This is a genomic window from Arthrobacter sp. 179 (genome assembly GCF_052379645.1).
GTDB lineage: Bacteria > Actinomycetota > Actinomycetes > Actinomycetales > Micrococcaceae > Arthrobacter_H.
In genome coordinates, this window is record NZ_JBQSYU010000001.1 from 262160 (window position 1) to 283284 (window position 21125).

Annotated in this window: 23 protein-coding genes, 1 tRNA gene and 1 riboswitch; of the genes, 10 read left to right on the forward strand and 14 right to left on the reverse strand. The window is 65.0% G+C overall.

The genetic code is table 11. The features are described 5' to 3' along the window. Positions 1-28: 28 nt before the first annotated feature. A complete protein-coding gene (locus ACT3UE_RS01320; RefSeq protein WP_444554477.1) occupies positions 29-940 on the forward strand; it encodes an ArgP/LysG family DNA-binding transcriptional regulator in 912 nt (303 codons plus the stop codon). A gap of 44 nt (positions 941-984) precedes the next feature. Here the strand turns inward: ACT3UE_RS01320 and ACT3UE_RS01325 are convergent, their stop codons facing one another. Next, complete coding sequence (locus ACT3UE_RS01325; protein WP_444554478.1) at positions 985-1476, reverse strand: DUF3817 domain-containing protein; 492 nt, start codon at positions 1474-1476, stop codon at positions 985-987. 70 nt (positions 1477-1546) lie between these two features. After that, positions 1547-1611, forward strand: a riboswitch (guanidine-III (ykkC-III) riboswitch). A 21-nt stretch (positions 1612-1632) separates the two neighbouring features. Here ACT3UE_RS01325 and ACT3UE_RS01330 point away from each other — a divergent pair. Then, a complete protein-coding gene (locus ACT3UE_RS01330) occupies positions 1633-1947 on the forward strand; it encodes a DMT family transporter (RefSeq protein WP_444554479.1) in 315 nt (104 codons plus the stop codon). 15 nt (positions 1948-1962) lie between these two features. Here ACT3UE_RS01330 and ACT3UE_RS01335 read toward each other — a convergent pair whose 3' ends face one another. Beyond that, positions 1963-2214 (reverse strand): cell division protein CrgA, encoded by a 252-nt coding sequence (locus tag ACT3UE_RS01335; RefSeq protein ID WP_444554480.1) that lies wholly within the window; start codon positions 2212-2214, stop codon positions 1963-1965. 141 nt (positions 2215-2355) lie between these two features. Here ACT3UE_RS01335 and ACT3UE_RS01340 point away from each other — a divergent pair, with 141 nt between their 5' ends. The 3 genes from ACT3UE_RS01340 to ACT3UE_RS01350 all read left to right on the forward strand — a co-directional run bounded on the left by ACT3UE_RS01340 (position 2356) and on the right by ACT3UE_RS01350 (position 4034). Next, positions 2356-3156 (forward strand): class E sortase, encoded by an 801-nt coding sequence (locus ACT3UE_RS01340; protein ID WP_444554481.1) that lies wholly within the window; start codon positions 2356-2358, stop codon positions 3154-3156. 66 nt (positions 3157-3222) lie between these two features. Beyond that, entirely contained in the window at positions 3223-3387 is a 165-nt protein-coding gene (locus ACT3UE_RS01345) for a hypothetical protein (protein WP_443383319.1), read from the forward strand. 2 nt (positions 3388-3389) lie between these two features. Continuing rightward, positions 3390-4034, forward strand: coding sequence for an anthranilate synthase component II (locus tag ACT3UE_RS01350; RefSeq protein WP_444554482.1), 645 nt, complete (start codon positions 3390-3392; stop codon positions 4032-4034). Between the two features lie 76 nt (positions 4035-4110). Here ACT3UE_RS01350 and pknB read toward each other — a convergent pair whose 3' ends face one another. From pknB to ACT3UE_RS01385, 7 genes are read right to left on the reverse strand one after another with little or no spacing between them, the layout of a single operon-like run. Next, complete coding sequence (gene pknB, locus ACT3UE_RS01355) at positions 4111-6156, reverse strand: Stk1 family PASTA domain-containing Ser/Thr kinase (RefSeq protein ID WP_444554483.1); 2046 nt, start codon at positions 6154-6156, stop codon at positions 4111-4113. 24 nt (positions 6157-6180) lie between these two features. Then, on the reverse strand, positions 6181-8067 hold the full coding sequence (locus ACT3UE_RS01360; protein ID WP_444554484.1) for a protein kinase domain-containing protein: 1887 nt from the start codon (positions 8065-8067) through the stop codon (positions 6181-6183). Then, positions 8064-9512: a penicillin-binding transpeptidase domain-containing protein gene (locus tag ACT3UE_RS01365; protein ID WP_444554485.1), complete on the reverse strand. Its 1449-nt coding sequence runs from the start codon at positions 9510-9512 to the stop codon at positions 8064-8066. The genes ACT3UE_RS01360 and ACT3UE_RS01365 overlap by 4 nt, the downstream gene beginning before the upstream one ends. After that, complete coding sequence (locus ACT3UE_RS01370) at positions 9509-10987, reverse strand: FtsW/RodA/SpoVE family cell cycle protein (RefSeq protein ID WP_444554486.1); 1479 nt, start codon at positions 10985-10987, stop codon at positions 9509-9511. The genes ACT3UE_RS01365 and ACT3UE_RS01370 overlap by 4 nt, the downstream gene beginning before the upstream one ends. Next, positions 10984-12396 carry a PP2C family protein-serine/threonine phosphatase gene (locus ACT3UE_RS01375; RefSeq protein ID WP_444554487.1) on the reverse strand — a complete coding sequence of 471 codons (1413 nt, stop codon included), beginning with the start codon at positions 12394-12396 and terminating at the stop codon, positions 10984-10986. The genes ACT3UE_RS01370 and ACT3UE_RS01375 overlap by 4 nt, the downstream gene beginning before the upstream one ends. 1 nt (position 12397) lies before the next feature. Next, positions 12398-12880, reverse strand: a complete 483-nt coding sequence (locus ACT3UE_RS01380) for an FHA domain-containing protein FhaB/FipA (protein WP_444554488.1) — start codon at positions 12878-12880, stop codon at positions 12398-12400. Then, the gene (locus tag ACT3UE_RS01385; protein ID WP_444554489.1) at positions 12877-13617 is read right to left on the reverse strand and encodes an FhaA domain-containing protein; all 741 of its coding nucleotides are present in this window, start codon (positions 13615-13617) and stop codon (positions 12877-12879) included. Before ACT3UE_RS01385 ends, ACT3UE_RS01380 begins: the two co-directional genes overlap by 4 nt. A 278-nt stretch (positions 13618-13895) precedes the next feature. Between ACT3UE_RS01385 and ACT3UE_RS01390 the strand changes: the two genes are divergently transcribed. From ACT3UE_RS01390 to ACT3UE_RS01400, 3 genes are all read left to right on the forward strand, one after another. After that, positions 13896-13979, forward strand: a tRNA-Leu gene (locus tag ACT3UE_RS01390). Positions 13980-14143: 164 nt separating this feature from the next. Beyond that, on the forward strand, positions 14144-14842 hold the full coding sequence (locus tag ACT3UE_RS01395) for a dienelactone hydrolase family protein (RefSeq protein WP_444566107.1): 699 nt from the start codon (positions 14144-14146) through the stop codon (positions 14840-14842). A gap of 60 nt (positions 14843-14902) precedes the next feature. Then, positions 14903-15334 (forward strand): universal stress protein, encoded by a 432-nt coding sequence (locus tag ACT3UE_RS01400; protein ID WP_086994058.1) that lies wholly within the window; start codon positions 14903-14905, stop codon positions 15332-15334. 90 nt (positions 15335-15424) lie between these two features. Here the strand turns inward: ACT3UE_RS01400 and ACT3UE_RS01405 are convergent, their stop codons facing one another. Next, positions 15425-15826 (reverse strand): DUF5997 family protein, encoded by a 402-nt coding sequence (locus ACT3UE_RS01405; RefSeq protein ID WP_443383811.1) that lies wholly within the window; start codon positions 15824-15826, stop codon positions 15425-15427. Positions 15827-15871: 45 nt separating this feature from the next. Between ACT3UE_RS01405 and ACT3UE_RS01410 the strand changes: the two genes are divergently transcribed. Then, entirely contained in the window at positions 15872-16630 is a 759-nt protein-coding gene (locus tag ACT3UE_RS01410; RefSeq protein WP_443383814.1) for a substrate-binding domain-containing protein, read from the forward strand. 57 nt (positions 16631-16687) lie between these two features. On the opposite strand, the gene ACT3UE_RS01415 is transcribed toward ACT3UE_RS01410, so the two are convergent. Then, positions 16688-18088: a GntP family permease gene (locus tag ACT3UE_RS01415; protein WP_443383817.1), complete on the reverse strand. Its 1401-nt coding sequence runs from the start codon at positions 18086-18088 to the stop codon at positions 16688-16690. Between the two features lie 24 nt (positions 18089-18112). Further along, entirely contained in the window at positions 18113-18655 is a 543-nt protein-coding gene (locus ACT3UE_RS01420) for a gluconokinase (protein WP_443383820.1), read from the reverse strand. 130 nt (positions 18656-18785) lie between these two features. Here ACT3UE_RS01420 and ACT3UE_RS01425 point away from each other — a divergent pair, with 130 nt between their 5' ends. Further along, positions 18786-19511, forward strand: coding sequence for a FadR/GntR family transcriptional regulator (locus tag ACT3UE_RS01425; RefSeq protein ID WP_443383823.1), 726 nt, complete (start codon positions 18786-18788; stop codon positions 19509-19511). Between the two features lie 17 nt (positions 19512-19528). Here the strand turns inward: ACT3UE_RS01425 and ACT3UE_RS01430 are convergent, their stop codons facing one another. After that, on the reverse strand, positions 19529-19675 hold the full coding sequence (locus ACT3UE_RS01430) for an MFS transporter small subunit (RefSeq protein ID WP_443383826.1): 147 nt from the start codon (positions 19673-19675) through the stop codon (positions 19529-19531). Further along, on the reverse strand, positions 19672-21063 hold the full coding sequence (locus tag ACT3UE_RS01435; protein ID WP_443383829.1) for an OFA family MFS transporter: 1392 nt from the start codon (positions 21061-21063) through the stop codon (positions 19672-19674). Before ACT3UE_RS01435 ends, ACT3UE_RS01430 begins: the two co-directional genes overlap by 4 nt. Positions 21064-21125 lie beyond the last annotated feature (62 nt).

Below are 21125 nucleotides of genomic sequence, written 5' to 3' on the forward strand. Positions count from 1 at the left end.
ATATGCATGGGACATTAGAATATCTAATATGGATTTTCCGGCGGACCAGCTCCGCGCTTTTGCAGCGGTCATCGATACCGGCACCTTCGACGCAGCCGCCACACGGCTCCGGGTGACTCCTTCGGCGGTGAGCCAACGGATCAAGGCGTTGGAAACGCAGGTCGGAACCGTGGTCGTCCGTCGGGGAAAGCCCGCGCTGCCCACGGCCGCCGGCACGGTCTTGTTGCGCCTGGCGCGCCAGACCGATCTCCTGGCTGCAGAAGCCGCGGCGGAACTCTCCGGCGGGGGCGCCACGGACCCTGCCCGGACCCCGGTGCGTGCGGCGGTGAGGGTGGTCGTCAATGCTGATTCCCTGGCGACCTGGTTCCCCGGCGCCTTCAGGTTGTTGGCCCAGGATGGAAGCCTTGAACTCGAACTCCTGCGTGAGGATGAGTCCGTTTCGGCGGAGTTGTTGCGGGCGGGCACGGCGATGGCGGCCGTGACGACCGACGGGAGGGCCGTGCAGGGGTGTTCCACCGAACTCCTGGGGACACTGCGGTACACGGCGATGGCTTCAGCGGCGTTCAGGAGGCACTGGTTCGCTGAAGATCCCCCGCGGGGGCTTGCGGTGGCCCCCATGGTTGATTTTGATCGTTCGGACCAGCTGCAGCACGCGCTGGTCCGATCCGTCTGTGGTGTGCAGGCGGAGCCCCCGAGACACCATGTACCGGACTCGTCCCAGTTCGTCCGGGCGGTCATCGACGGCCTCGGATGGGGGATGGTGCCGGACGCGCAGGACCCGGGAGAGGGTCTGCTGGAGGTCCTGGATCCGCACTGGACCCGCGGGGTCGAGCTGTATTGGCAGCGGTGGAAGCTTGATTCCCCGGCCCTGGCGCGGGTCGGTGAAGCCGTCCGGACAGCTGCCCGGAATTCGGGGGTGTTGGAACTACCCCGTCCCTGAGCACCTGATCCGCGGCCCGAGGCCTGCCAACGAAATGTGTCGGCCTAGCCCCGGGGAACCGGTGGACCGAGCATCAACAGCACCGTAAAGACCACGGCGATGAAAACGATGCCCAGAATGACCGCGGGAAGGGGATGGCGTAGGCACCATGCCTGGACGATTTCGATGAAGCCATGGGGCTCATCCCCGCCGACACCCAGCCTCCAGCCGCCGTCGAGCAGGCCCGCCCGTTTGACGGAGCGTTCGAAAGGCACCGTGCAGAACGGAATGAAGGCGGAGGCCAGCCCCAGCAGGCCCCGGCCGAACGACCACCGTTGATTGACCCAGACGAAGCAGGTCACCACGCAATAGCTGATGAACGTCAGTCCGTGGATGCCCCCGAAGACCGGAACGAATTTGTCGCTGATGTTCCCGTACTTCAAGGCCATTCCCAGCAGCAGAAGCCCCCAGGTGAACATCTCGGCAGTGGCCAGGAAACCATAGAGCCGCTGGGGTGTCAGACGGGATCCGGTCAGAGGGGTGGCAGTGGGAGGCATGGTGTCCTTTCGTCGGGTATACAGCATCTCACGACTAGGTCCCTGCTCCATGGCGGTGTGCTAGCGTGCCGGGCAGGAGCCGATTGCTCCGACCGGACGAGGGAGCCGTACCCGGACAGCGACAAGACGGCCGCCGGAAGGTAACGGTGGTTGATCATGGCGTGGTTCGTGCTGATTGTCTCAGGAATGTTCGAAGCGGTATGGGCGATCGCCCTCGGCAAATCAGAGGGTTTTTCAAAACTGGTGCCCAGCCTCGTGTTCGGAGGCGGGCTCATCGTCAGCATGAGCGGACTGGCATATGCCATGAAGGACATACCAACAGGAACCGCCTATGCCGTCTGGGTGGGCATCGGAGCTTCCCTGACGGTGATCTACGGGATGGCAATCGACGGTGAATCCATCAGTTGGGTCAAGGTCCTGCTCTTGATGCTCCTCGTAGGATGCGTCGTCGGACTCAAATACGTTGACTGAGGCCCTTCGGCCCGGCTAACGCCAGCGCGTCGTCATGAAGAACCCGACCATGGCGATACCGAAGCCGATCACGATGTTCCACCCGCCGGCGATCCCCAACGGAAGAGTGGCCTGGGAGATGTAGTAGGTGATGATCCAGAGCAGCCCCAGGATCATCAGACCGAACATGACCGGCTTGTACCACACCGGAAGGGCCTTGACATCCCCGTTCTTATTGGCGGCTTCAGACTGCCTGCGGGCCTTGCGGCGGGTCCTCGACTCGGGCACTGGTACTCCTGACCTTGGGCGGGTCAAACACTCGTTGTTTGCGACCCGGGCGATACTGTCATGGGTGGGGGCCGGCACAGCAGTATCCATGCGGCCACCCACGTCACCGACATTCTACCGGTACCGCGTCAGGAGGTTTTCGTGCCCGCTGTCCCCGAGTCAACAGCGCCGCTGAAACCCGGGCGTCGACGGAGCCGATCCGCGGCGATCATCGGTGGCCTCGGCGAGGTCCTGGTGACGCTCGGGGTCATCGTTCTCCTTTTCGTGGCATGGGAGCTGTGGTGGACCAACATTGAAGCCGATGGCGCCCAGGAAGAGCTGACGTCCAGAACGCTGCAGGAATTCGCCGGTGGTGATGCGAACGCCTCCACCGGCCCTTCCCAATCGGCAGAGGCCGCCGATGCCGACCGGAAGAAGTACGGCACCCCGGAAAAAACCAACCTGGACGGGGAGGAGACCTTCGGGGTCCTGTATGTGCCGCGCTTCGGGAAGGACTATGCGCGGCCCATCTCCGAAGGGGTAGGCAGCGACGTCCTCGACCATTTGGGCATCGGACACTACCCGCAGACACAATTGCCCGGCGAACAGGGGAACTTCGCCGTCGCGGCGCACCGGCAGACCCACGGACAGGTCTTCTGGGATATCGACAAGCTGGTCGACGGGGACCAGCTGTACGTCCAGACCCGGCAGGGCTACTACACCTACCGGTACCGCAGCACGGAGATCGTCGATCCCTCGGATTCCAAGGTCCTGCTGCCGGTGCCGCACGAACCCGGGGAACAGGCCGGCGAATCCTTGCTGACGATGACCAGTTGCCATCCGCCGTTCACGACACGGATGCGGATCATCGCCTATTCGGAGCTTGAATCATGGCGCCCCTTGGATGCGGGACCCCCAGCGGTGATCGCCGAAGCCGTGGGTCGCGCGACCGGCGGCGGCTGAATCCGGAAATCTACGTCCCCGGTCCGCCACCATCGAAGAACACCACCCCAGTGAAGGAGTCAGAGCGTGTACGCATGGTTATTCGGAAAGCTACCCGGCCCGTGGTGGGTGCGTCTGTTGATTTCAGCATTGCTGGCGGTGCTCGTCATACTGGTGTTGATGGAATACGTGTTTCCCTGGGCCAGTCAGTACAGCCCATGGACCGAATCAACGATTGGTCTGGTGCAGTGACAATGCCCGCCCCCACGCGGATCCTAGTGATCGACAACTATGACAGCTTTGTCTATACGCTGGTCGGCTACCTGCGCGAACTCGGTGCCGAAACGACCGTCGTGCGCAATGACGACGTGACGGTGGCCCAGGCCATTGAACTGGCCGAGGCCCGGGACGGTGTCCTGGTCTCCCCCGGCCCCGGGACGCCCGGCGAATCCGGGGTCTGCATCGATCTCATCCGTTGGTGTGGTGAACACGCCAAACCGATGTTGGGGGTCTGCCTCGGACACCAGGCCCTCGCCGAGGCCTACGGCGGGGTCGTCACGCACGCCGAGGAACTCATGCACGGCAAGACCTCGTCGGTCCATCATGGAACCCACCCGTTGTTCCACGACATCAGCAATCCGTTCACGGCCACCCGCTACCATTCCCTGGCGGCGGTCCGCGCGTCGATCCCGGATGAGTTGGAGATCATCGCCGAAACCGATGGTGGCGTCGTCATGGGTCTGGCCCACCGCGAGGCCCCCCTATGGGGCGTCCAGTTCCACCCCGAGTCGGTGCTCACCGAAGGTGGGTACCACATGCTGGGGAACTGGCTGGAAGCACTCGGCCTCTCCGGTGCGGCGGCCCGCGCCGAGAAATTGAGCCCGTTGATCACCGACTGATCCGGCCACACCTGGCCACTGTTCCGCCCAGCCCCCACCTCGGCAAGGAAGCGGCGTTTCCTGGACGGGACAGCGGCTAGGGGGAGGGTTCGGCTGCCTTCGAGGACTTTGACGCCTTCTTGGAGGCCTTGGCCGACTCGGACGCAGCCTTCTCCGATGACTTCTCGGCCGCCTTCGAACTCTTTGAACTTTCCTTCGCCGACTCCTTGGACTCCTTGGAATCCGATCCGGGTTCGGATTCGGACGGTGGAGCAGAGGGGGATTCCTCCGGTTCCGGCTTCTTCGCGATCTTGACCCTCACGGTGCCGTCCTGATCCAGATCCTTGCCACCCACGGGAGTCTGTTCGATGACGCTATCGACGGGCTTGGAGCTCTCCTTTTCTTCGGATTCGAGTTGCAACCCGACGGCGTTGTCGGAGAGGACCTTGCGCGCCTCGTCCACATCCAGGCCGATGAGCGAAGGAACAGTGACCTTGCCCGTGGAGAGCGTCAGTTCGATCAGACTGCCGGTCTTGACCTTCTCCCCCAGCTTCGGATTCGTCCCGATGAGGCTGCCCAGTTCCACGGTCGCCGTGTTCTCGCGCTTCACATCGTCGGAGACGTCCAAACCCAGCCGTTCCAGCGTGCTGCGCACGGTGGCCTCCGACTGGCCGGCCAGGTCCTTGGGCAGGGTCACCTGTTCGGGGCCCTGAGATACCAGCAGTTGGACCTCGGAGTCCTTGCGTGTCGAGGAGCCGGCCTTCGGGTCGGTTCCCACCACGGAGCCGGAATCGACGTCGTCGTCGTAGACCTCCTTGGTGACGGGCTTCAGATTGGCGGCGTAGATCTTGTTCTGTGCATCGATCACCGACAAGTTCGATACGTCGGGAACGGGGATCATGGCATTGCGTTCCTGCTGGTCCTGGCTCCAGTTCCAGAAGAACCAGGCACCGAGGGCGATGACAATCACCGCCAGAATGGAAAAGACGGTGATCCATGCCCGTCGGCGCGACGTGCGTTGACGGTCGGCCTCGTCGGTCCGGGAGGGGCCCGAAGACCCGGCGAGCAAGGACTCTTGTGAATCGGTGGCGTGCACGGCAGGCTGTTTCCCGGTGTCCCCGGCCCCGCCGGAGCCCTCGGCGGCCAGAGCGGCAGTACGTTCCCTGCCCTCGTTCCCGGGGGGCCCGGAAGCGAGGGCCTGCGTGGGTGGTTCGGTGGTCAGCATCGCCTGGGTCGACATAGGCATGACGGCCAGGGCCTGGGTGGCATCGCCCAGATCCTTCGGAACGGGGCGGTCGTCCTGGGCCGCGCGCAACGCGGCAGCGAAAGCCGCGGCATCCTGATAGCGGTCGTCCCGGTCCTTCGTCAGTGCCGTGGAGATGACCTCGTCGATCCGAGGGCTGATTTCGGGGTTGTGGACGCTGGCGGCGACCGGCTTTTCACTCACATGCTGGAAGGCCACGGAGACGGGACTGTCGCCCGTGAAGGGTGGCCTGCCGGTGAGCAGCTCATAGAGGAGGCAGCCTGCCGAATACAGGTCGCTGCGGGCATCGACGGTTTCCCCGCGGGCCTGTTCGGGGGAGAAATACTGGGCCGTCCCCACCACGACTTGCGTCTGGGTCATGGTGGCCGAGGAATCGGACATGGCGCGGGCGATACCAAAATCCATGACCTTTACGGCGTCGTCGCCGGTGACCATCACATTGGAGGGCTTGATGTCCCGGTGGACGATGCCCATGCGGTGGCTGTATTCCAGGGCCGACAGGACGCCGAGCGTGTACCTGACCGAGGACTGGGGATTCAATTCCCCGGCCTTGGACAGATCACGCAGGGTCTTCCCCCGGACATACTCCATGACGATGTACGGCAGCTTGGTGACGTGGTCCCCCGAAGCATCAACATCCTCTTCGCCGGTGTCGTACACGGAGACGATGGCTGGATGGTTCAACCCGGCGACGGCCTGGGCCTCCCGGCGGAAGCGGGTCTGGAACACCGGATCGCGGGCCAGGTCGCGACGCAGCAGCTTGATCGCGACCTCGCGCCCGAGCCGGAGGTCGCGGGCATGGTAAACATCCGCCATGCCGCCGCGACCAATGAGGTCGCCGACTTCATAGCGGGCGTTCAGGATTCGGGGTTCAGTCACACATTTCCTCTGCACGCCTCAGCGTTAGTTGCCCGCGCCGGTCGGGGCGGCCTGCTTGAAATTTCCATTTGACCCCTTGTCGTCCTTGGCAGCGTCAGGGTTTTTCGAATCCGTCGGCTTGGTTGCTGGAGGCTCCGTGACCGGGGCCTTGGACGGTGCCGTTTCCTTGGGAGGTTCGGTCTGTTCCGAGGTGGTGGGGGCCTGCGTCGGCGGGGCAGGTGCGGAGCTACTGGCCTTGCTGCTGGAGGGCTTCGAGGATTTGCTGCTCGGAGCCGGCGTGGACTTCCTGGTCGGCGCGGGGGCCTTGGTCTTGGTCTCTTGCACCGGCGGAGGCGGAGGCGTGTTTTCCACCGGCAGCGGCACGGCGTAGCTCAGCTCGATCACGGTGCCGACCTTGACGGTACCGGTGGGGGAAACGGCAACGACCGAATTCTCCGGATCGCTGGCTTCCTTCTCCTTCGTCGACACCTCCAGGCCCAGGTCCTTCAATTCGGCCGAGGCCTTGTCGACGTCCATGCCGAGGTAGTCGTCAGCATCGACCTTGACGGTCTTCTGCGAGGACTGCGCGCTTGATGCCGGAGACTCGTTGCCGGTCTTGTCACCGGTGAACATGGGCACGAGCCACACCGCGAGCAAGGCCAGGACCACGATCACGATCAGGGGCCAGATCCAGGGGTTCCGCTTTTTCCGCGGAGGGGTCCCGGAACCGCCTGAGGCTCCGCCGGCGCCGGCCCCGGCACCAGCTGCGGCGCCGTCCTCGTCATCGGGATCCCAATCCTTGCTGGCGCCGAGGACCGAATTGAAATCCTGGTCGTCGTTGCCGGACCCGGCCCCGGCGCCCGCGGCGGCGGCGGCACCCTGGACGCGAGTGGCGTCAGCGTCGTCGTACTCCTTGCTGGCCTGCGGACCGCGGGTGGTCTGGTCGGAGACCATGGGCAAGGCACTGGTGCTCGGGGTCCCCGAACCCGCCTCTGGTGTCTGCGGGTTGGCCTGGGTGGGAGCATCTCCCACGTTGATGGCCTGCGTGGCGTCGCCACCGCCGGTTCCCAGGAACGGGATGATGCCCGGGACGGCGGTTTGGGCCGCCTCGAGGTTGTCGGCCCGGATGGCGTCGGCCGCCTCCGCCAGCTTCGTGGCGGTCTCCGGTCGTTCCGCCGGACTCTTGGCCAGCATCGACATGATCAAAGCCCGATATTTGGCCGGGATGGATTCATCGAGTGCCGGAGGGTTGTCGTTGACCTGGGCCAGCGCAATGGCGATCTGTGATTCGCCGGTGAACGGTCGACGACCGGCCAGGCACTCGTAGCCGATGACTCCGAGGGAGTAGATGTCCGAAGACCCGCTGGCCTGCTGCCCGGTGGCCTGTTCGGGGGCAAGATACTGGGCGGTGCCCATGACCTGCCCGGTCGCGGTCAGGGGGACCTGGTCGGCGATGCGTGCAATGCCGAAGTCGGTGATCTTCACCCGACCATCGGGCAGGATGAGCAGGTTGCCCGGCTTCACATCCCGGTGGACCAGGCCCTGTGCATGGGCCGCGGCGAGGGCGCGGGCGGTTTGGGCGATGATGGACATGGTCCTGTCGGGGGACAGGACCCGTTCGCGTTCGATGATGGCGGACAGCGGCTGGCCGGGGACCAGCTCCATGACCAGGTAGGCCGAACCGCCTTCCTCGCCGTAGTCGAACACGTTGGCGATGCCTACGTGGTTCAACAATGCCGTATGGCGTGCCTCGGCGCGGAAACGCTGCAGGAAGCCGGGGTCGCCGGTGTATTCCTCCTTGAGGATCTTGATGGCGACGATCCGGCCAAGGATCTCATCGCGCGCCTTCCAGACCTCCCCCATTCCGCCGATGGCTATCCGCTCGGTCAGTTGGAACCGACCGCCCAGGGTGATACCCGATGTAGGCCTCACTTATTGAACACCGCCTCTAGCATCTTCTTCAGGTTTGGACTGGTCAGGTTGTGGCCGGTCTCGTAGTCGGTCTTTTCTATGACAATGGTGACAGCGACCTCCGGGTCATCCGCCGGGGCGAAGCCGGTGATCCACGAATTGACGCGTTTGGTCCCATCTCCGAGTTGCGCCGTGCCGGTCTTCGCCGCGATGTCCAGCCCGGGGATGTCTGCCGTGTAGGCCGTCCCGCCCTTGAGTGGTGCGCGCATCAATTCGGTCACCTGGTTGGCCACCTTCTTGGTCGTTGCCGTACTGAATTCCTCGGGCTTCGGTTCTTCCAGCACGCTCAGATCCGGAGCGGTGACCCGTTTGATCAGGTTCGGCTTCATGATGACCCCGTCATTGGCGATGCCCATGGCGACCATGTTCATCTGCAGGGGCGTGGTCTTGACGTCGAACTGTCCGATCGAGGACAGGCCCAACTGGTCCGGAGTGAGATCGCTCGGGAATTGGCTGGGGGTCACGCGTTGCGGGATCTCCAGTTGCTGGCCGAAACCGAAACGTTCGGTGACGTCGCGCAAGGCGTCCTGCCCGACCGCCTCGCTCATGGCCACGAATGGCGTGTTGCAACTCTGGGCCACGATGAATTCGAGCTTGGCCCGGTTCTGGTTCGCGCAGATGCCCTGGTCGAAGTTGTTCACCTTCGTCGAAGTGCCCGGCAGAGTGATCGACGTCGGATTGTCGTAGACCGAATCAAGGTCGTACTTCCCCGATTCCAGGCCCGCGACCAGGTCGAGGATCTTGAAGGTGGAACCCGGTGAGATCAGATTGTTGATGGCCGGGTTGATGTTCGGGCTCAGTCCGTTCGTCTCGAGGATGTCCGCCATGTTCTTCGAGGCGATCTTCCCGCTATGCACGGCCAGGAGGTTGGTGTCATAGCTGGGCTTGGACACCATGGCCAGGATGTTTCCCGTACTCGGTTCGGAGACGATGATGGTCCCCTGCTGTCCGTCGGGGATCAGATTATAGGCCGTCTTCTGGAGAGCCGGGTCGATGGTGAGCTCCACGGAGGCACCCTCGGTGGATTGACCGGTCAACAAGTTGACCATGCGGTTGTAGAACTGCGAGTCGCTCTGCCCGTTGAGCTCGTCGTTCATGACGCCTTCGAGGTGGTTGGCACCGTAGGTCAGCGAGTAGAAGCCGGTCAGGTGCGCATACAGTTTCGGGTCGTGGTACACGCGTTGGTAGTCGAATTGGTCATCGGAGGCGACGGATTCGGCGATCGGTGTTCCGTCGACCAGCAAGGCACCACGGGCCAGATCGAAGTTCTTGTACAGCTGCCGGGTGTTGAGCGGATTGGCGTTGAGGTCCTTGACCGCGAAGAACTGGATGTAGCTCAGGGCGCCGAAGATCAGGACGAAGAGGCAGACGATGGCGATCCACACGTGGCGTATGGCGGTGTTCATGCGGTGTCCCCCTTTCGCGGTGGCGTGGCTACCTTGGCTTGTGCCTTCTTGGCGCGGCGCCGGGCGTCTTCCTCTTCGCGGGCCTTCGCCTTCGCGCTGATGTCTGGTCCGGCCGCGGCCATGTCCCGCTCGTTGAGCGGTCCCGTGAGGGCTGGTCTCCGGGAATTATGGGAGACTAGGAGCAATAGGGCGACGATGATCCAGTTGGAGAGCAGGGAGGACCCGCCCGCCGACATGAAGGGCGTGGTCAGCCCCGTCAATGGAATCAACAGAGTCACCCCTCCCATCAGGACGAAGCACTGTAGGCCGATGGTGAAGGAGAGGCCGGCGGCGAGCAGTTTGCCGAAGGCGTCCCGGCTGCCGAGGGCGGCGCGGATTCCACGGCTGATGAGGATGACGAACAGCAGGATGATGGCCACCAGGCCGATGAGACCCAGTTCCTCACCCAGGGCGGCGATGATCATGTCGGAGTTGGCCAGGGGGACGAAGTCGGGTCGTCCATTGCCCAGGCCGGTACCGAACAGTCCGCCGTTGGAGAGCCCGAAGAGGCCTTGGACGATTTGCCGGCTCCCGCCGTACTGCTGGTCGTAGACGGAGGGGTCGAAGGCGTGGAGCCAGGAATTCAGTCGCAAGGCGACGTGCGACATGAATTGCGCGGCAAAGAACCCGGCGACGACCACCATGACCAATCCGATGATGATCCAGCTGATACGCCCGGTCGCGACGTAGATCATGACCATGAACAGGCCGAAGAACAGGATGGATGAACCGAGGTCGCTCTGCATCACCAGCACGCCGATGCTGAGCAGCCAGGCGACGATCATGGGGCCGAGGTCCCTCGCCCGGGGGAGCTGCAGGGGACCGATCTTGCGGCCGGCCAGCAGGATCAGGTCCCGGTGGGTCGAGAGGTAACCGGCGAAGAAGAGCGCCAGGGTGATCTTGGCCAGCTCACCGGGCTGGAAGGAAAGGGGCCCGATGAAGATCCAGATGCGGGCGCCGTTGATGACCTTGCCCAGGCCCGGCACGAGTGGCAGGAGCAGCAGGAGGGCACTGATGACCAGGAACGTGTAGGGGGCCTTGCGCAGGATGCGGTGGTCGCGAACCAGCCATAGCGTGGCGATGGCAGCGGCCATGGCAAGGCCGGTCCACAACAGTTGGCGGGTCGCCGCATCGTCGTTGTTGGCCAGATCCAGCCGGTGGATCATCGCGATCCCTATCCCGTTGAGCGCCACCACGCAGGGAAGAATGATCGGATCGGCATACTTCGCCCAGATCCTCAGCACGATATGCATGACCAGGGCCATGCCGGCCAGGACGGCTCCTTGGGTGATGAACCCTTCGTCGAAACCATCCGTGTTGCTCAAGCTGACCAGGTAGTTGGCACCCACCGCGACGGCCAGGGCCAGGATCAGCAACACCAGTTCGGTATTGCGCCGTGGGATGGGCGCGGTCTCTAGTTCCGGGGTTTCGCTCACGGTGTCACCTCCTGACAATAATTGGGCAAGCCCGGCGGCGAGTCGGCGGACTGCGGATCGGCCGGTACCACGACCGGACAGGCCTGTTTGGCGCTGATGACCAGTTCGGTCACGATGTCCTGGGCATGGGCGAGATCGCGGGCCGCCAAGGAGTTGCGCAACCTCTGTTGCGTGTAGGAGGGCAGGGCCTGCGTGGGTATATGCGTCACGGTGTCGACATGGGAGAGCTTGATGGGACCCAGATCCTGTGACACGCCGTTGTAGATGGCCACCTTGCCGTCGTGATCGGCCACGTAGTACTGCGTTTGGGTCCAGGCGAACCCGAACCACAAGACGGAAACCAGGATCAGTCCCATCAGGGTCAGGAAGGTCGGGATGAGCCACCCCCGGTTCAGCGGGCGACGCATGGGATCGAATTCGCGGTCCTCCGGCACCTCGTCGGGCTCGGAAGCCTTATGGGTCAGGATCGCGGCGGCCCGCTTCTCCGCCGACCGTTGGGTGACCATCGGGATTTGTCCGGTCTGGGTGGCCAGGGCGGCCGCGCCGACTAGGGCATGGGGGCGAATGGACATCTCGTGGCGGATGACGGCTGCGCTGGCCCCGAGATCGCCTTGCTGGGCGACCTGGAGTTGGCCGGTATCCGGGGCGGGTTCGAGACCGGGGTCAACCCCCGGGGCGTCGTCGTCGGCATTCTCAGCGACTTCGACCATCACGATGGTGACGTTGTCGGGGGAGCCATGCTGGAGGGTGACCTCGACCAATGCGTCGACGGTCTGTTGCAACGAACCGGCGGTCCGCACGATGCGCTCGGTGATGTCGTCGGGCACGACGGCATTGAGGCCGTCGGAGCATAGGAGCCAGCGCTCCCCCGGGGCGATGGGGAACTGGTCGATATCCAGCTCGGGACTCGCATCGGAGTCGCCCAGGACCCGCATCAACACGTTCTTATGCGGGTGGTGCTCGGCTTCCTCGGGGCGTATGCGGCCCTCGTCCACGAGCCGTTGGACGAACGTATGGTCCTTGCTGACCTGTTCGAAGACATCATCCTTGAGCCGGTAGGCGCGGGAATCGCCGATATGGGCGTATTGGAAGCGGTCCCCGGTCAGCAGCAGGGCCGTGACGGTGGTGCCCATCCCGGAGAGCTTCGGGTTCGCGCTGACCAGTTCGTTGAGGATCGAATTGGCGGTCTGGATCTCGTCCGGCAGCACCGTTTCCACGTCGACCGTCCGGTCCTGGTCCAGATGCACCAGATCCAGCACGGTCGATGCCGAGGCGACGTCCCCGCCGACATGTCCGCCCATGCCGTCGGCCACGACCGCCAGATAGCGGCCGGCATAGCCGGAGTCGTCGTTCTTGGCGCGGACCAACCCCACATCCGACCGCGCTGCGAACCGCAACGTGAGCGCCATACTACGGCCTCAACTCCATGACGGTCTTGCCGATCCGGATGGGCTGGCCGATCTCCACCGGCTGGGCTCGGGTCAACTGGTTCTCCCCCAGATAGGTGCCGTTCGTCGAGCCGAGGTCCTCGATGAACCAACGGCTGCCCTGCGGGAATAATCGGGCATGTCGCCCGGAGGCGTAATCGTCCTCGAGGACGAGTGTGGCCTCCTGGGCCCGCCCCAGCAGGATGGGGCTGGCCGCCAGATCCAGGCTCGTCCCGCTGAGTGGTCCTTCCAGGATGGCCAGGGTTCGTGCCGCCTTCTTGGCCGGTGGCGCCGGTTCGGGCGCCAGTTCGGGGTTCTTACGGACCTCGCGTGCCGTCGGCTCGCCGGTCTTCGCCCGCTTGCCGATGGACAAGTCCCGACGCAGCGCGGCGATGATGCTCATGATCAGGATCCACAACAGGATCAGGAACCCGAGGCGTAGGGCGGTCAGGAAGAGGTCGCTCATGCGCTGTCTCCACTCGATCGGGGGACCAGCCGGTACGTGATGCGGGTGCGCCCCATGGCAATGATGGAGCCATCGAAGAGTTCCTCGCGGTCGACGACCCGTTGGCCATTGACGTAGCTGCCATTGGTGGACCCCAGATCCACGGCCCACGCCCGGGAACCCTCACGAACGACTTCGATATGGCGGCGCGAGACCCCGGGGTCCTCGACCGGGATGTCGGCGTCGGCGGAGCGGCCGAGCACCACGGAATCGGCATGCAGCCCATAGCGCTGGCCATTGATGTCCAGTACGGCCTGCTTGCTCGGCGGTGGACGTGGTGGAGCGCTCGGAGCCGGTGGCGGGGCGGAGGCCGCGGCGGGGGCGGTCGTCTTGTCCATCGTGGCGTCGATGGAGAAGCTGCCGGATTTGGTGTCGTCGTCACGGTGGAAGGAGACGGTGACCGGGCCCTGCAACGTGTACTGCTGCGAGCGTGCGTGCTTGACGGCGGCATCGCAGAGTTCCTCGGCCAGGGTGGCGCCCCACTGCTTGGCGCGTTCGAAATCGGCCGCCCCCAGCCTGACCTTGAAGGAGTTGGGGGCCAGGGTGCGGCCCTGGGACAAGGTCAGCGTCCGGTTGTCCATCTCGTTGCGAAGTTGGCTGGCGATCTCGACCGGCTGAACCTCGGAGGAGCCCGATCCCCGGAAGACGGTGCTCACCAGCTTTTCGAGACCGCGCTCGACATTGTCGACCAAACCCATGGGCGCTGCTCCTCTCGAAGTCGGTTGTCCTGTACGCCGCTCCGGCCACGGCGCGTGACGAAACAGCCGGCCCTGAGGCCTGTGCCATTCCGATACTACTTGTCATGCCACCGAAACGTCCGACGGTGCAGGCCTCTCTTCCATAACGCAACGAGATTTTCGGGGTATTTGGTTCCCCGGGGTGCGGCTCATCACACCATGGGACCCGATTAGGTGATGCCCCGGCAGCATGGTTATGATTGTTCTCGCTGTTCAGGGGAAACCCGAAACAGTAACTTGCGCGAGTGGCGGAATAGGCAGACGCGCTGGCTTCAGGTGCCAGTGCCCGCAAGGGCGTGGGGGTTCAAGTCCCCCCTCGCGCACGAGTTTGGATGAAATGTCCTCCTCCCGGAATCCCGGGAGGAGGACATTTTTCGTGGAGGGGACCACCGGGGCCTGGACTTGTACGCCCGGGGAGGAGACCCGGAGGCATGATCTGCATAGACTGGGAAAGCGAACCAGATCGTCGACGAGCAGGAGTGCATCCGTGGCTGAACCGTCAGCTCATCAGAATGTCGCGTTCCCTTCCAACGGGCAGGACGCCCATGGCTATCTGGCCGAGCCCGCTTCGGGGAGCGGACCGGGGGTCATCGTCATCCAGGAATGGTGGGGCCTGACGGGTCATGTTCGCGACGTCGCGGATCGTCTGGCAGCCGAGGGTTTCGTCGCCCTCGCCCCCGATCTGTATGGAGGCTGGATCACCCACGACGGTGCCGAAGCCGGGGAGATGATGCAAAAGCTGCCCGAGGCCGAGGGCGCCCGGTTGCTGGCCGGGGCCGTCGACTACCTGTCGGGGTTGGAGAAGGTCACCAGTGAGAAGGTCTCGGCCATCGGCTTCTGCATGGGTGGTGGCTTCGTGTTGGCGCTCGCGGCGCAACAGGGGGAACGGATCGCTGCGGCCGTCCCGTTCTACGGCGTGGGCCAGGCGGTGCCCGAGTCGTTCACCGGCGTGAAGGCGGCCGTCCAGGGACATTATGCGACCGAGGACGGGCTCTTCCCGGTGGAGCAGGCCAAGGAGCAGGAAGAGCAGCTCCGCGCCGAATCCGAGTCCGAAGTCACATTCCACTACTATGAAGCGCCTCACGCGTTCCATAATGATGAGGACCCCCAGGGGAACTATCGTCCGGAAGCGGCACGATTGGCTTGGGAACGGGCCGTTGGTTTCCTGCGGCAGAAGACCAAGTAGACCAAGCAGGACCAAGGGGTGTCGGCGCCAACGGCGTCACACCAGACAGGGAGGAAACACATGTCAGGAACAGTCATCGTCGGTGTCGACGGCAGCGAGACCGCGAATAAGGCGGCCACGCGTGCTGCGACCGTTGCGGCCGGCCTGGGCGCGAACCTCGTGGTGATCACCGCCCACACCAAGGACAACACCGAAGTCGTCCAGATCGGCAGTGATACGTGGATCCTCGACGACGCGGAACAGGCACAGAAGCTGGCGGAGAAGTCCGCCACCAAGCTGCGTGAACTGGTCCCGGGGGCCACGATCAAGGCCTCCGCCGTCAAGGGCAAGCCGCAGGATGCCCTCGTGGAGGAAGCCAGCAGGCTGGGAGCCCAGCTCATCGTCGTGGGCAACGTCGGGATGAAGGGCCTGGGGCGAGTGCTCGGAAGCGTGGCCTCCAGTGTGGCCCTGAACGCCCCGTGCGATGTCTACATCGTGAAGACCGCCAACTAGGCACCGTCTGGTTCGCCCGAAAACGGCGCCCTCCCCCTCTGGGGATGGGCGCCGCTTTTTGTTAAGGGTCGACCACGACGATGGGTCCGGTCAGCTGCCCGGGGTCTCGCGTGCCGCCGCCTTGCGGGCGTCGGCTTCCTTGATGCGGGCTTCTTCGGCGCGGACCTCGGCCATGTTGGTGCGCTCGGCCTGCAGCCATTCGGGCCGGTCGGCCAGCAATTCGTCGATCTGCGCGGTGGTCAGTGCTTCGTCGATGCCGCCCCGGGCGAGCCCGGAGATGCTGACGTTGAGTTTGCGGGCGATGACCGGGCGCGGGTGCGGTCCGGTCCGACGCAACTCGACCAGCCATTCGGGCGGTTCATTCATCATGTCGTCCAGGGCGTCCCGGGTGAGGGGACCATCCTGGAACTCGGCAGGCGTGGCGGGAAGATACACACCAAGCTTCTTGGCGGCAGTGGCCGGTTTCATGCTCTGCGAGGATTTCTGGGTCATGGTCCCAGCCTACCGGGCGCGGAGGGTGCCGGTAGGCTAGCGGTCGTGGCTGAACTGAGAATTGCGTTCGTGCCGGGCGTGACCCCGGATAAGTGGCTGGATCGTTGGCGGGAGCGTCAACCCGGGGTTCCGGTCCAGGCGACGATGCATGACATCGGGGACGATCCGCGGGGGCTGCTGGCCACCGGTGACGCGGACCTGGTGTTCATGAGGTTCCCCGACGGAGTGAACCCCGCGGACGGGATGACCCACGTCATCCCGCTCTACGAGGAGCTGCCCGTGGTGTGTGCCCCGCGTGAACATGCCTTGGAGTTGTACGACGACGAGGTGCCGTTGGAGGAGCTGGCCGAGGAGACCTGGTTGGACCTGGCCGACTATCCGCCACGGGTCGGGGGAACGGCGATGGCCCTGGAGGTCGTCGGTGCCGGGACCGGCTTGGTGATCGTCCCCCAATCCGTCGGACGCCTGTACCGGCGCAAGGACGTCGTGCAGAAGATCGTGACGGGGGCCCCGTCCACCCGGATCGGGGTCGCCTGGCTCAAGCCTGTCGGTGATGAGCCGGAGGACCCCCGCGTGGAGGAGTTCATCGGCATCGTCCGTGGACGTAGGGCCAATTCCTCCCGGCAGCCCTCGGTGCAGGAGCGGGAACGTTCCGCGGCCGCCCAAGCCCAGCGACGCCGGCAGCGCGGCGACCAGTCCGCCGCGGGTGCGCCGCGACCCGGAAGCGGGAAGAAAGGTGGAGGTCCCGGCGGGAAATCCTCCGGCGGCAAGCGCCGCGGCGGCCCGGCCCGGGGGCGTCGCTAGCACCTCGGGTCCGGCCATCCCGGCGGAGTGGCCGGGATGGCCGGTGGACCTGCCGCGCTACCCGAGTGAAGCGAAGCCGAAGATCACTGCCGCGAAAGCAAACCCGACCACGCCGATCAGTGTCTCCAACACGGTCCAGGTCTTCAGGGTCGTCTTGACGTCCATGTCGAAGAACCGTCCAACCAGCCAGAAGCCCGAGTCGTTCACATGGGAGATGATCACCGAGCCGGCGGCCACGGCCACCACCATGGTCGCCAACTGGATGTCGTTCAGGCCGGCGACCGCCACGGCGGGGGCCAGCAGTGCGGCGGCGGTGGTCAAGGCCACCGTCGCGGATCCCTGGGCCACGCGCAGGATGCCCGAGATGAGGAAGCCGGCCAGGATCAATGGCACCCCCAGATCGCCCAGCACGTCGGACAGGGCCTCGCCGATGCCCGAGGCGCGCAGGACGCCGCCGAACATGCCACCGGCACCGGTGATGAGGATGACCGAGCAGACCGGGCCCAGGGCCTTCTCCATGACCTGTTCGATGGCGTTCTTGCTCATGCCCCGACGCATGCCCAGCACGAGGGAGGCCACCAGCAGGGAGATCAGCAGCGCCACCGGCGTTTCGCCGACCGCGCGCAGCAGCTGGAACCATGCGGCGTCCTGGGCTGCCTCGGGCAGGACCTGGGCCGAAGCCAGGGTGTTCAGCCCGGTGTTCATGAAGATCAGCACCAGGGGCAGCAACAGCACGGAGATGACCGTGCCGAAGGCCGGCGGGTTCGACTCGTGCTCGGCATCGGCTTCGCCCAACAGGCTCGGGATCGGCAGTTCCCATCGGCGTCCGGCCCACTTGCCGTACAGGTAGCTGGCCAGGTACCAGGTCGGCAGGGCGACGATGAGCCCGATGAGCAGGACGAATCCGACATTGGCGTCGAAGAATTCGGCGGCCGCCACCGGGCCCGGGTGCGGTGGTACGAAGACGTGCATGACCGAGAAGGCACCGGCGGCGGGCAGGCCGTAGAGCAATACGCCGCCACCCAGGCGTCGCCCGACGGCGAAGACCACCGGGAGCATCACGACCAGTCCGGCGTCGAAGAAGATGGGGAACCCGAAGAGCAGCGAGGCCACGCCCAGGGCCAGCGGGGCGCGCTTCTCACCGAATTTGCGGATCAGGACGTCGGCGAGGACCTTGGCCCCGCCCGACATCTCCACGATGCGTCCGAGCATGGCGCCCAGTCCCACCAGCAGGGCCACAGAGGCCAGTGTGGAGCCGAATCCGTCGGTCAGCACCGAGACGACGCTGCCGGCGGGGATGCCGGTCGCGAAGGCGGTCAGCAGGCTGATCAGGATCAGGGCGACGAAGGCGTGCATCCGTAGTTGGATGATGAGCAGGAGCAGAACGACGATCGCGCCGGCGGCAATGCCGAGCAATGGTCCCGCACCCAGGGTCTGGGTCCAGTTCTCGAGGGTCATGGGTTCTCCGGTCGGGGTGGGGTTCTATTGCTCGGTCGGGTTCTTCGGGTCCAGGTCCAACGAGGACAGGGCCCGGGCCAGGAGGTCCTCGGCGCTGCTGTCGTTGGCCAGGGTGAAGCCGTCCTCGTCGGATTCGAGGGGTTCAAGGGTGTTCAGTTGGCTGGGCAGGAGGGTCCCGGGCATGAAATGCCCGGTTCGTTCCCGGATGCGTTCGGCCAGGATGTCGGGATCGACCACGACGTGCACGAAACGCACGACGCCGTCGGCCTCGCGCAGCAGGTCCCGGTAGCTGCGTTTCAGGGCCGAACAGGTCATCACGGTCCCTGGACCCGGGGTGTGGTCCATCCAGTCGCGCAGCACTGCCAACCAGGGCCAGCGATCGTCGTCGGTCAGGGGGGTGCCGGAGGCCATCTTGGCGACATTGGTGGCCGGATGGAAGTCATCGGCTTCGGCCATGGGCCAGCCGAGGCGGTCGGCGAGCAGGCTGGCCAGCGTGGTCTTGCCGGAAGCGGATACGCCCATCACCACCAGATGGGTGGGAGGCGGTTGGGGTGCCTGAAGCGGCATGTCTACTCCTGGAAGGACGTCGTTGGCCTGGGCCCGGCGGACCGGCTGAATAAAAGATAACACCTTATGCCCGGACGTGGATAGTGTCCCCGGTAACCGTGATGTGACCGGGCGTCATAGGATGATGACCATGCAGATCCCCTCCGGAGCGACCGTGCTCCAGGAACCGATTGTCGAAACCCTGGGGCGGGAAATCGTCGATGGCGTGCTGGCCCCCGGGGACCGGTTGACCCTCGATGCCCTGCAATCGCGTTTCGGGGTCTCCCGCACCGTGATGCGCGATTGCATGCGGGTCCTGGAGTCACTGCGATTGGTCTATGCGAAACGACGGATCGGCCTCGTCGTCCAGGAATCGCGGTTCTGGAACGCCTATGACCGCCGTGTCATCCGCTGGCGCCTGTCGGGGCCGGGCCGGGAACGGCAATTCACCGAGCTCACGGAGCTGCGGGTCGCCGTCGAACCCCTGGCCGCCGCCGGAGCCGCGCGGCGTGCCCCGTCCCAGGCCCGCGAGGAGATCGTGTCCCTGGCGGCGCAGCTGCGCCGGTTGGGGGAGGAGGGTGACCTGGAAGGCTTCCTCGCGGTGGATATCGCCTTCCATGCCCTGCTGCTGCGCGCCAGCGGCAACTCGATGTTCGCTGAACTCGACGGGGTCGTTGCCGAGGTGTTGTCGGGGCGGACCCATCAAGGCATGATGCCCTTCCACCCGCGGGAAAAAGCCCTGGCCGAACATGAGGCCGTGGCGGCCGCGGTGGCCGCGGCCGACGGGCCCGGCGCCGAACGTCACATGCAGGTCCTGGTCGACGAGGTCCGTGCTGCCCTGGAGGACCGGTTGCACGACGGGCAACTGCCCGACTGAGCGTTCGGTCCCCGGGGCTACTGGAACAGCTGGCCCACGCGGGAAAGCGTGGTGACCACACCGTAGAGCAGCGGGACACCGACCAGCATCCACCCGAAGACCAATCGGGCCGGGGCGACGTTGACCGGAATGTCCTCGGGGGTGCTGGATCCTGTGGTGCTCACGGGGCCTCCTCGGCGGTGGTGCTGGCGGTTTCGCGTTCCGGTTCATGGAACGTCGGGTCGACTGGACGGATGAGTGCGGCGGCGACGAATCCGATGACGAGCAGGACCACCATGGTCAGCAGCACCGGCAGGTAGTTGTGGGCATTCATCGTGCCCGGTTTGCCCTGGGCATCCAGCAGGCCGTTGACGATCAACGGGCCGGCGATCCCTGCTGCCGACCACGCGGTGAGCAGGCGTCCGTGGATCGCCCCGACCTGGAAGGTGCCGAAGAGGTCCTTCAGGTAGGCGGGGGCCGTGGAGAATCCGCCCCCGTAGAAGCTGATGATCACGAAGGCCAACAGAATGAAGAGCAGGGTGCTCGATCCTCCGAAGAACGCCAGGATGACATACAGCACCGCGCCGACACCCAGATAGATCATGTAGATGTTCTTGCGGCCGATGACATCCGAGGTGCTCGACCAGAGGAAACGTCCCGCCATGTTGCCGATGGAGAGCAAACCCACGAAGCCCCCGGCCACCCCCGCGGAGACCGCCGAGATGCCGTTCCCGGCCCGGAAGAAGTCCTGGATCATCGGTGAGGCCTGCTCGAGGATTCCGATGCCCGCCGTGACGTTGAGGAACAATGCCGTCCAGATCAGCCAGAACTGGCGGGTCTTGATGGAGTTGGCCGCCGAGACATGGTTGGTGGTGACCAGTTGCGAGTGCTTCACCCGTGACGGGTCCCAACCGTTGGGTCGCCAGCCGTCGGCCGGCACGCGGATGCTGAACACCCCGTACATCATGACCAGGAAGTACACGAGGCCAAGGGTGACGAACAGCCGCCCCACGGCGTCGCCGCTGGCCACCCATCCTTCGGTCCCCGAGGCGGGATCGAAGGCTTTGAGTAGTTGGGTGGACAGCGGTGAGGCGATGAGTGCTCCACCGCCGAACCCCATGATCGCCATGCCGGTGGCCATGCCCGGGCGGTCGGGGAACCATTTGATCAAGGTGGAAACGGGCGAGATGTAGCCGATGCCCAGGCCGATACCGCCGAATACCCCATAGCCGAGGTAGACCAGCCAGAGCTGTCCGGAGAAGATCCCCAGCGCCCCGAGCAGGAATCCTGCGGCCCAGAAGGTGGCGGCAACGAACATCGATTTACGCGGTCCGGACCGTTCGACCCAGGTGCCCATGACGGCTGCGGAGAGCCCCAGCATCACGATGGCGATGGAGAAGATCACCCCGATGGCCGTTTGCGAGGCCTCGAAATGTCCGATCAGCGCGGTCTTGTAGACACTGGTCGCGTAGGCCTGCCCGATGCACAGGTGCACCGCCAATGCCGCCGGCGGGATGAGCCACCGGTTGAACCCCGGTGGAGCGATGGAATGCGATCTATCGAGGAACCCCATGGAACCTGCCTTCCCTGCCGTGGAACCGCGGATGGCTGCTTCTGGCCATTGTGCTGTAGGTC

Excerpts from the sequence above, each read along its gene's own strand:
- ACT3UE_RS01320 (WP_444554477.1), top strand. The coding sequence starts at position 29 with ATGGATTTTCCGGCGGACCAGCTCCGCGCTTTTGCAGCGGTCATCGAT.
- ACT3UE_RS01325 (WP_444554478.1), bottom strand. The coding sequence starts at position 1,476 with ATGCCTCCCACTGCCACCCCTCTGACCGGATCCCGTCTGACACCCCAG.
- ACT3UE_RS01330 (WP_444554479.1), top strand. The coding sequence starts at position 1,633 with ATGGCGTGGTTCGTGCTGATTGTCTCAGGAATGTTCGAAGCGGTATGG.
- ACT3UE_RS01350 (WP_444554482.1), top strand. The coding sequence starts at position 3,390 with ATGCCCGCCCCCACGCGGATCCTAGTGATCGACAACTATGACAGCTTT.
- ACT3UE_RS01365 (WP_444554485.1), bottom strand. The coding sequence starts at position 9,512 with ATGAACACCGCCATACGCCACGTGTGGATCGCCATCGTCTGCCTCTTC.
- ACT3UE_RS01375 (WP_444554487.1), bottom strand. The coding sequence starts at position 12,396 with ATGGCGCTCACGTTGCGGTTCGCAGCGCGGTCGGATGTGGGGTTGGTC.
- ACT3UE_RS01380 (WP_444554488.1), bottom strand. The coding sequence starts at position 12,880 with ATGAGCGACCTCTTCCTGACCGCCCTACGCCTCGGGTTCCTGATCCTG.
- ACT3UE_RS01385 (WP_444554489.1), bottom strand. The coding sequence starts at position 13,617 with ATGGGTTTGGTCGACAATGTCGAGCGCGGTCTCGAAAAGCTGGTGAGC.
- ACT3UE_RS01400 (WP_086994058.1), top strand. The coding sequence starts at position 14,903 with ATGTCAGGAACAGTCATCGTCGGTGTCGACGGCAGCGAGACCGCGAAT.
- ACT3UE_RS01405 (WP_443383811.1), bottom strand. The coding sequence starts at position 15,826 with ATGACCCAGAAATCCTCGCAGAGCATGAAACCGGCCACTGCCGCCAAG.
- ACT3UE_RS01415 (WP_443383817.1), bottom strand. The coding sequence starts at position 18,088 with ATGACCCTCGAGAACTGGACCCAGACCCTGGGTGCGGGACCATTGCTC.
- ACT3UE_RS01420 (WP_443383820.1), bottom strand. The coding sequence starts at position 18,655 with ATGCCGCTTCAGGCACCCCAACCGCCTCCCACCCATCTGGTGGTGATG.
- ACT3UE_RS01425 (WP_443383823.1), top strand. The coding sequence starts at position 18,786 with ATGCAGATCCCCTCCGGAGCGACCGTGCTCCAGGAACCGATTGTCGAA.
- ACT3UE_RS01435 (WP_443383829.1), bottom strand. The coding sequence starts at position 21,063 with ATGGGGTTCCTCGATAGATCGCATTCCATCGCTCCACCGGGGTTCAAC.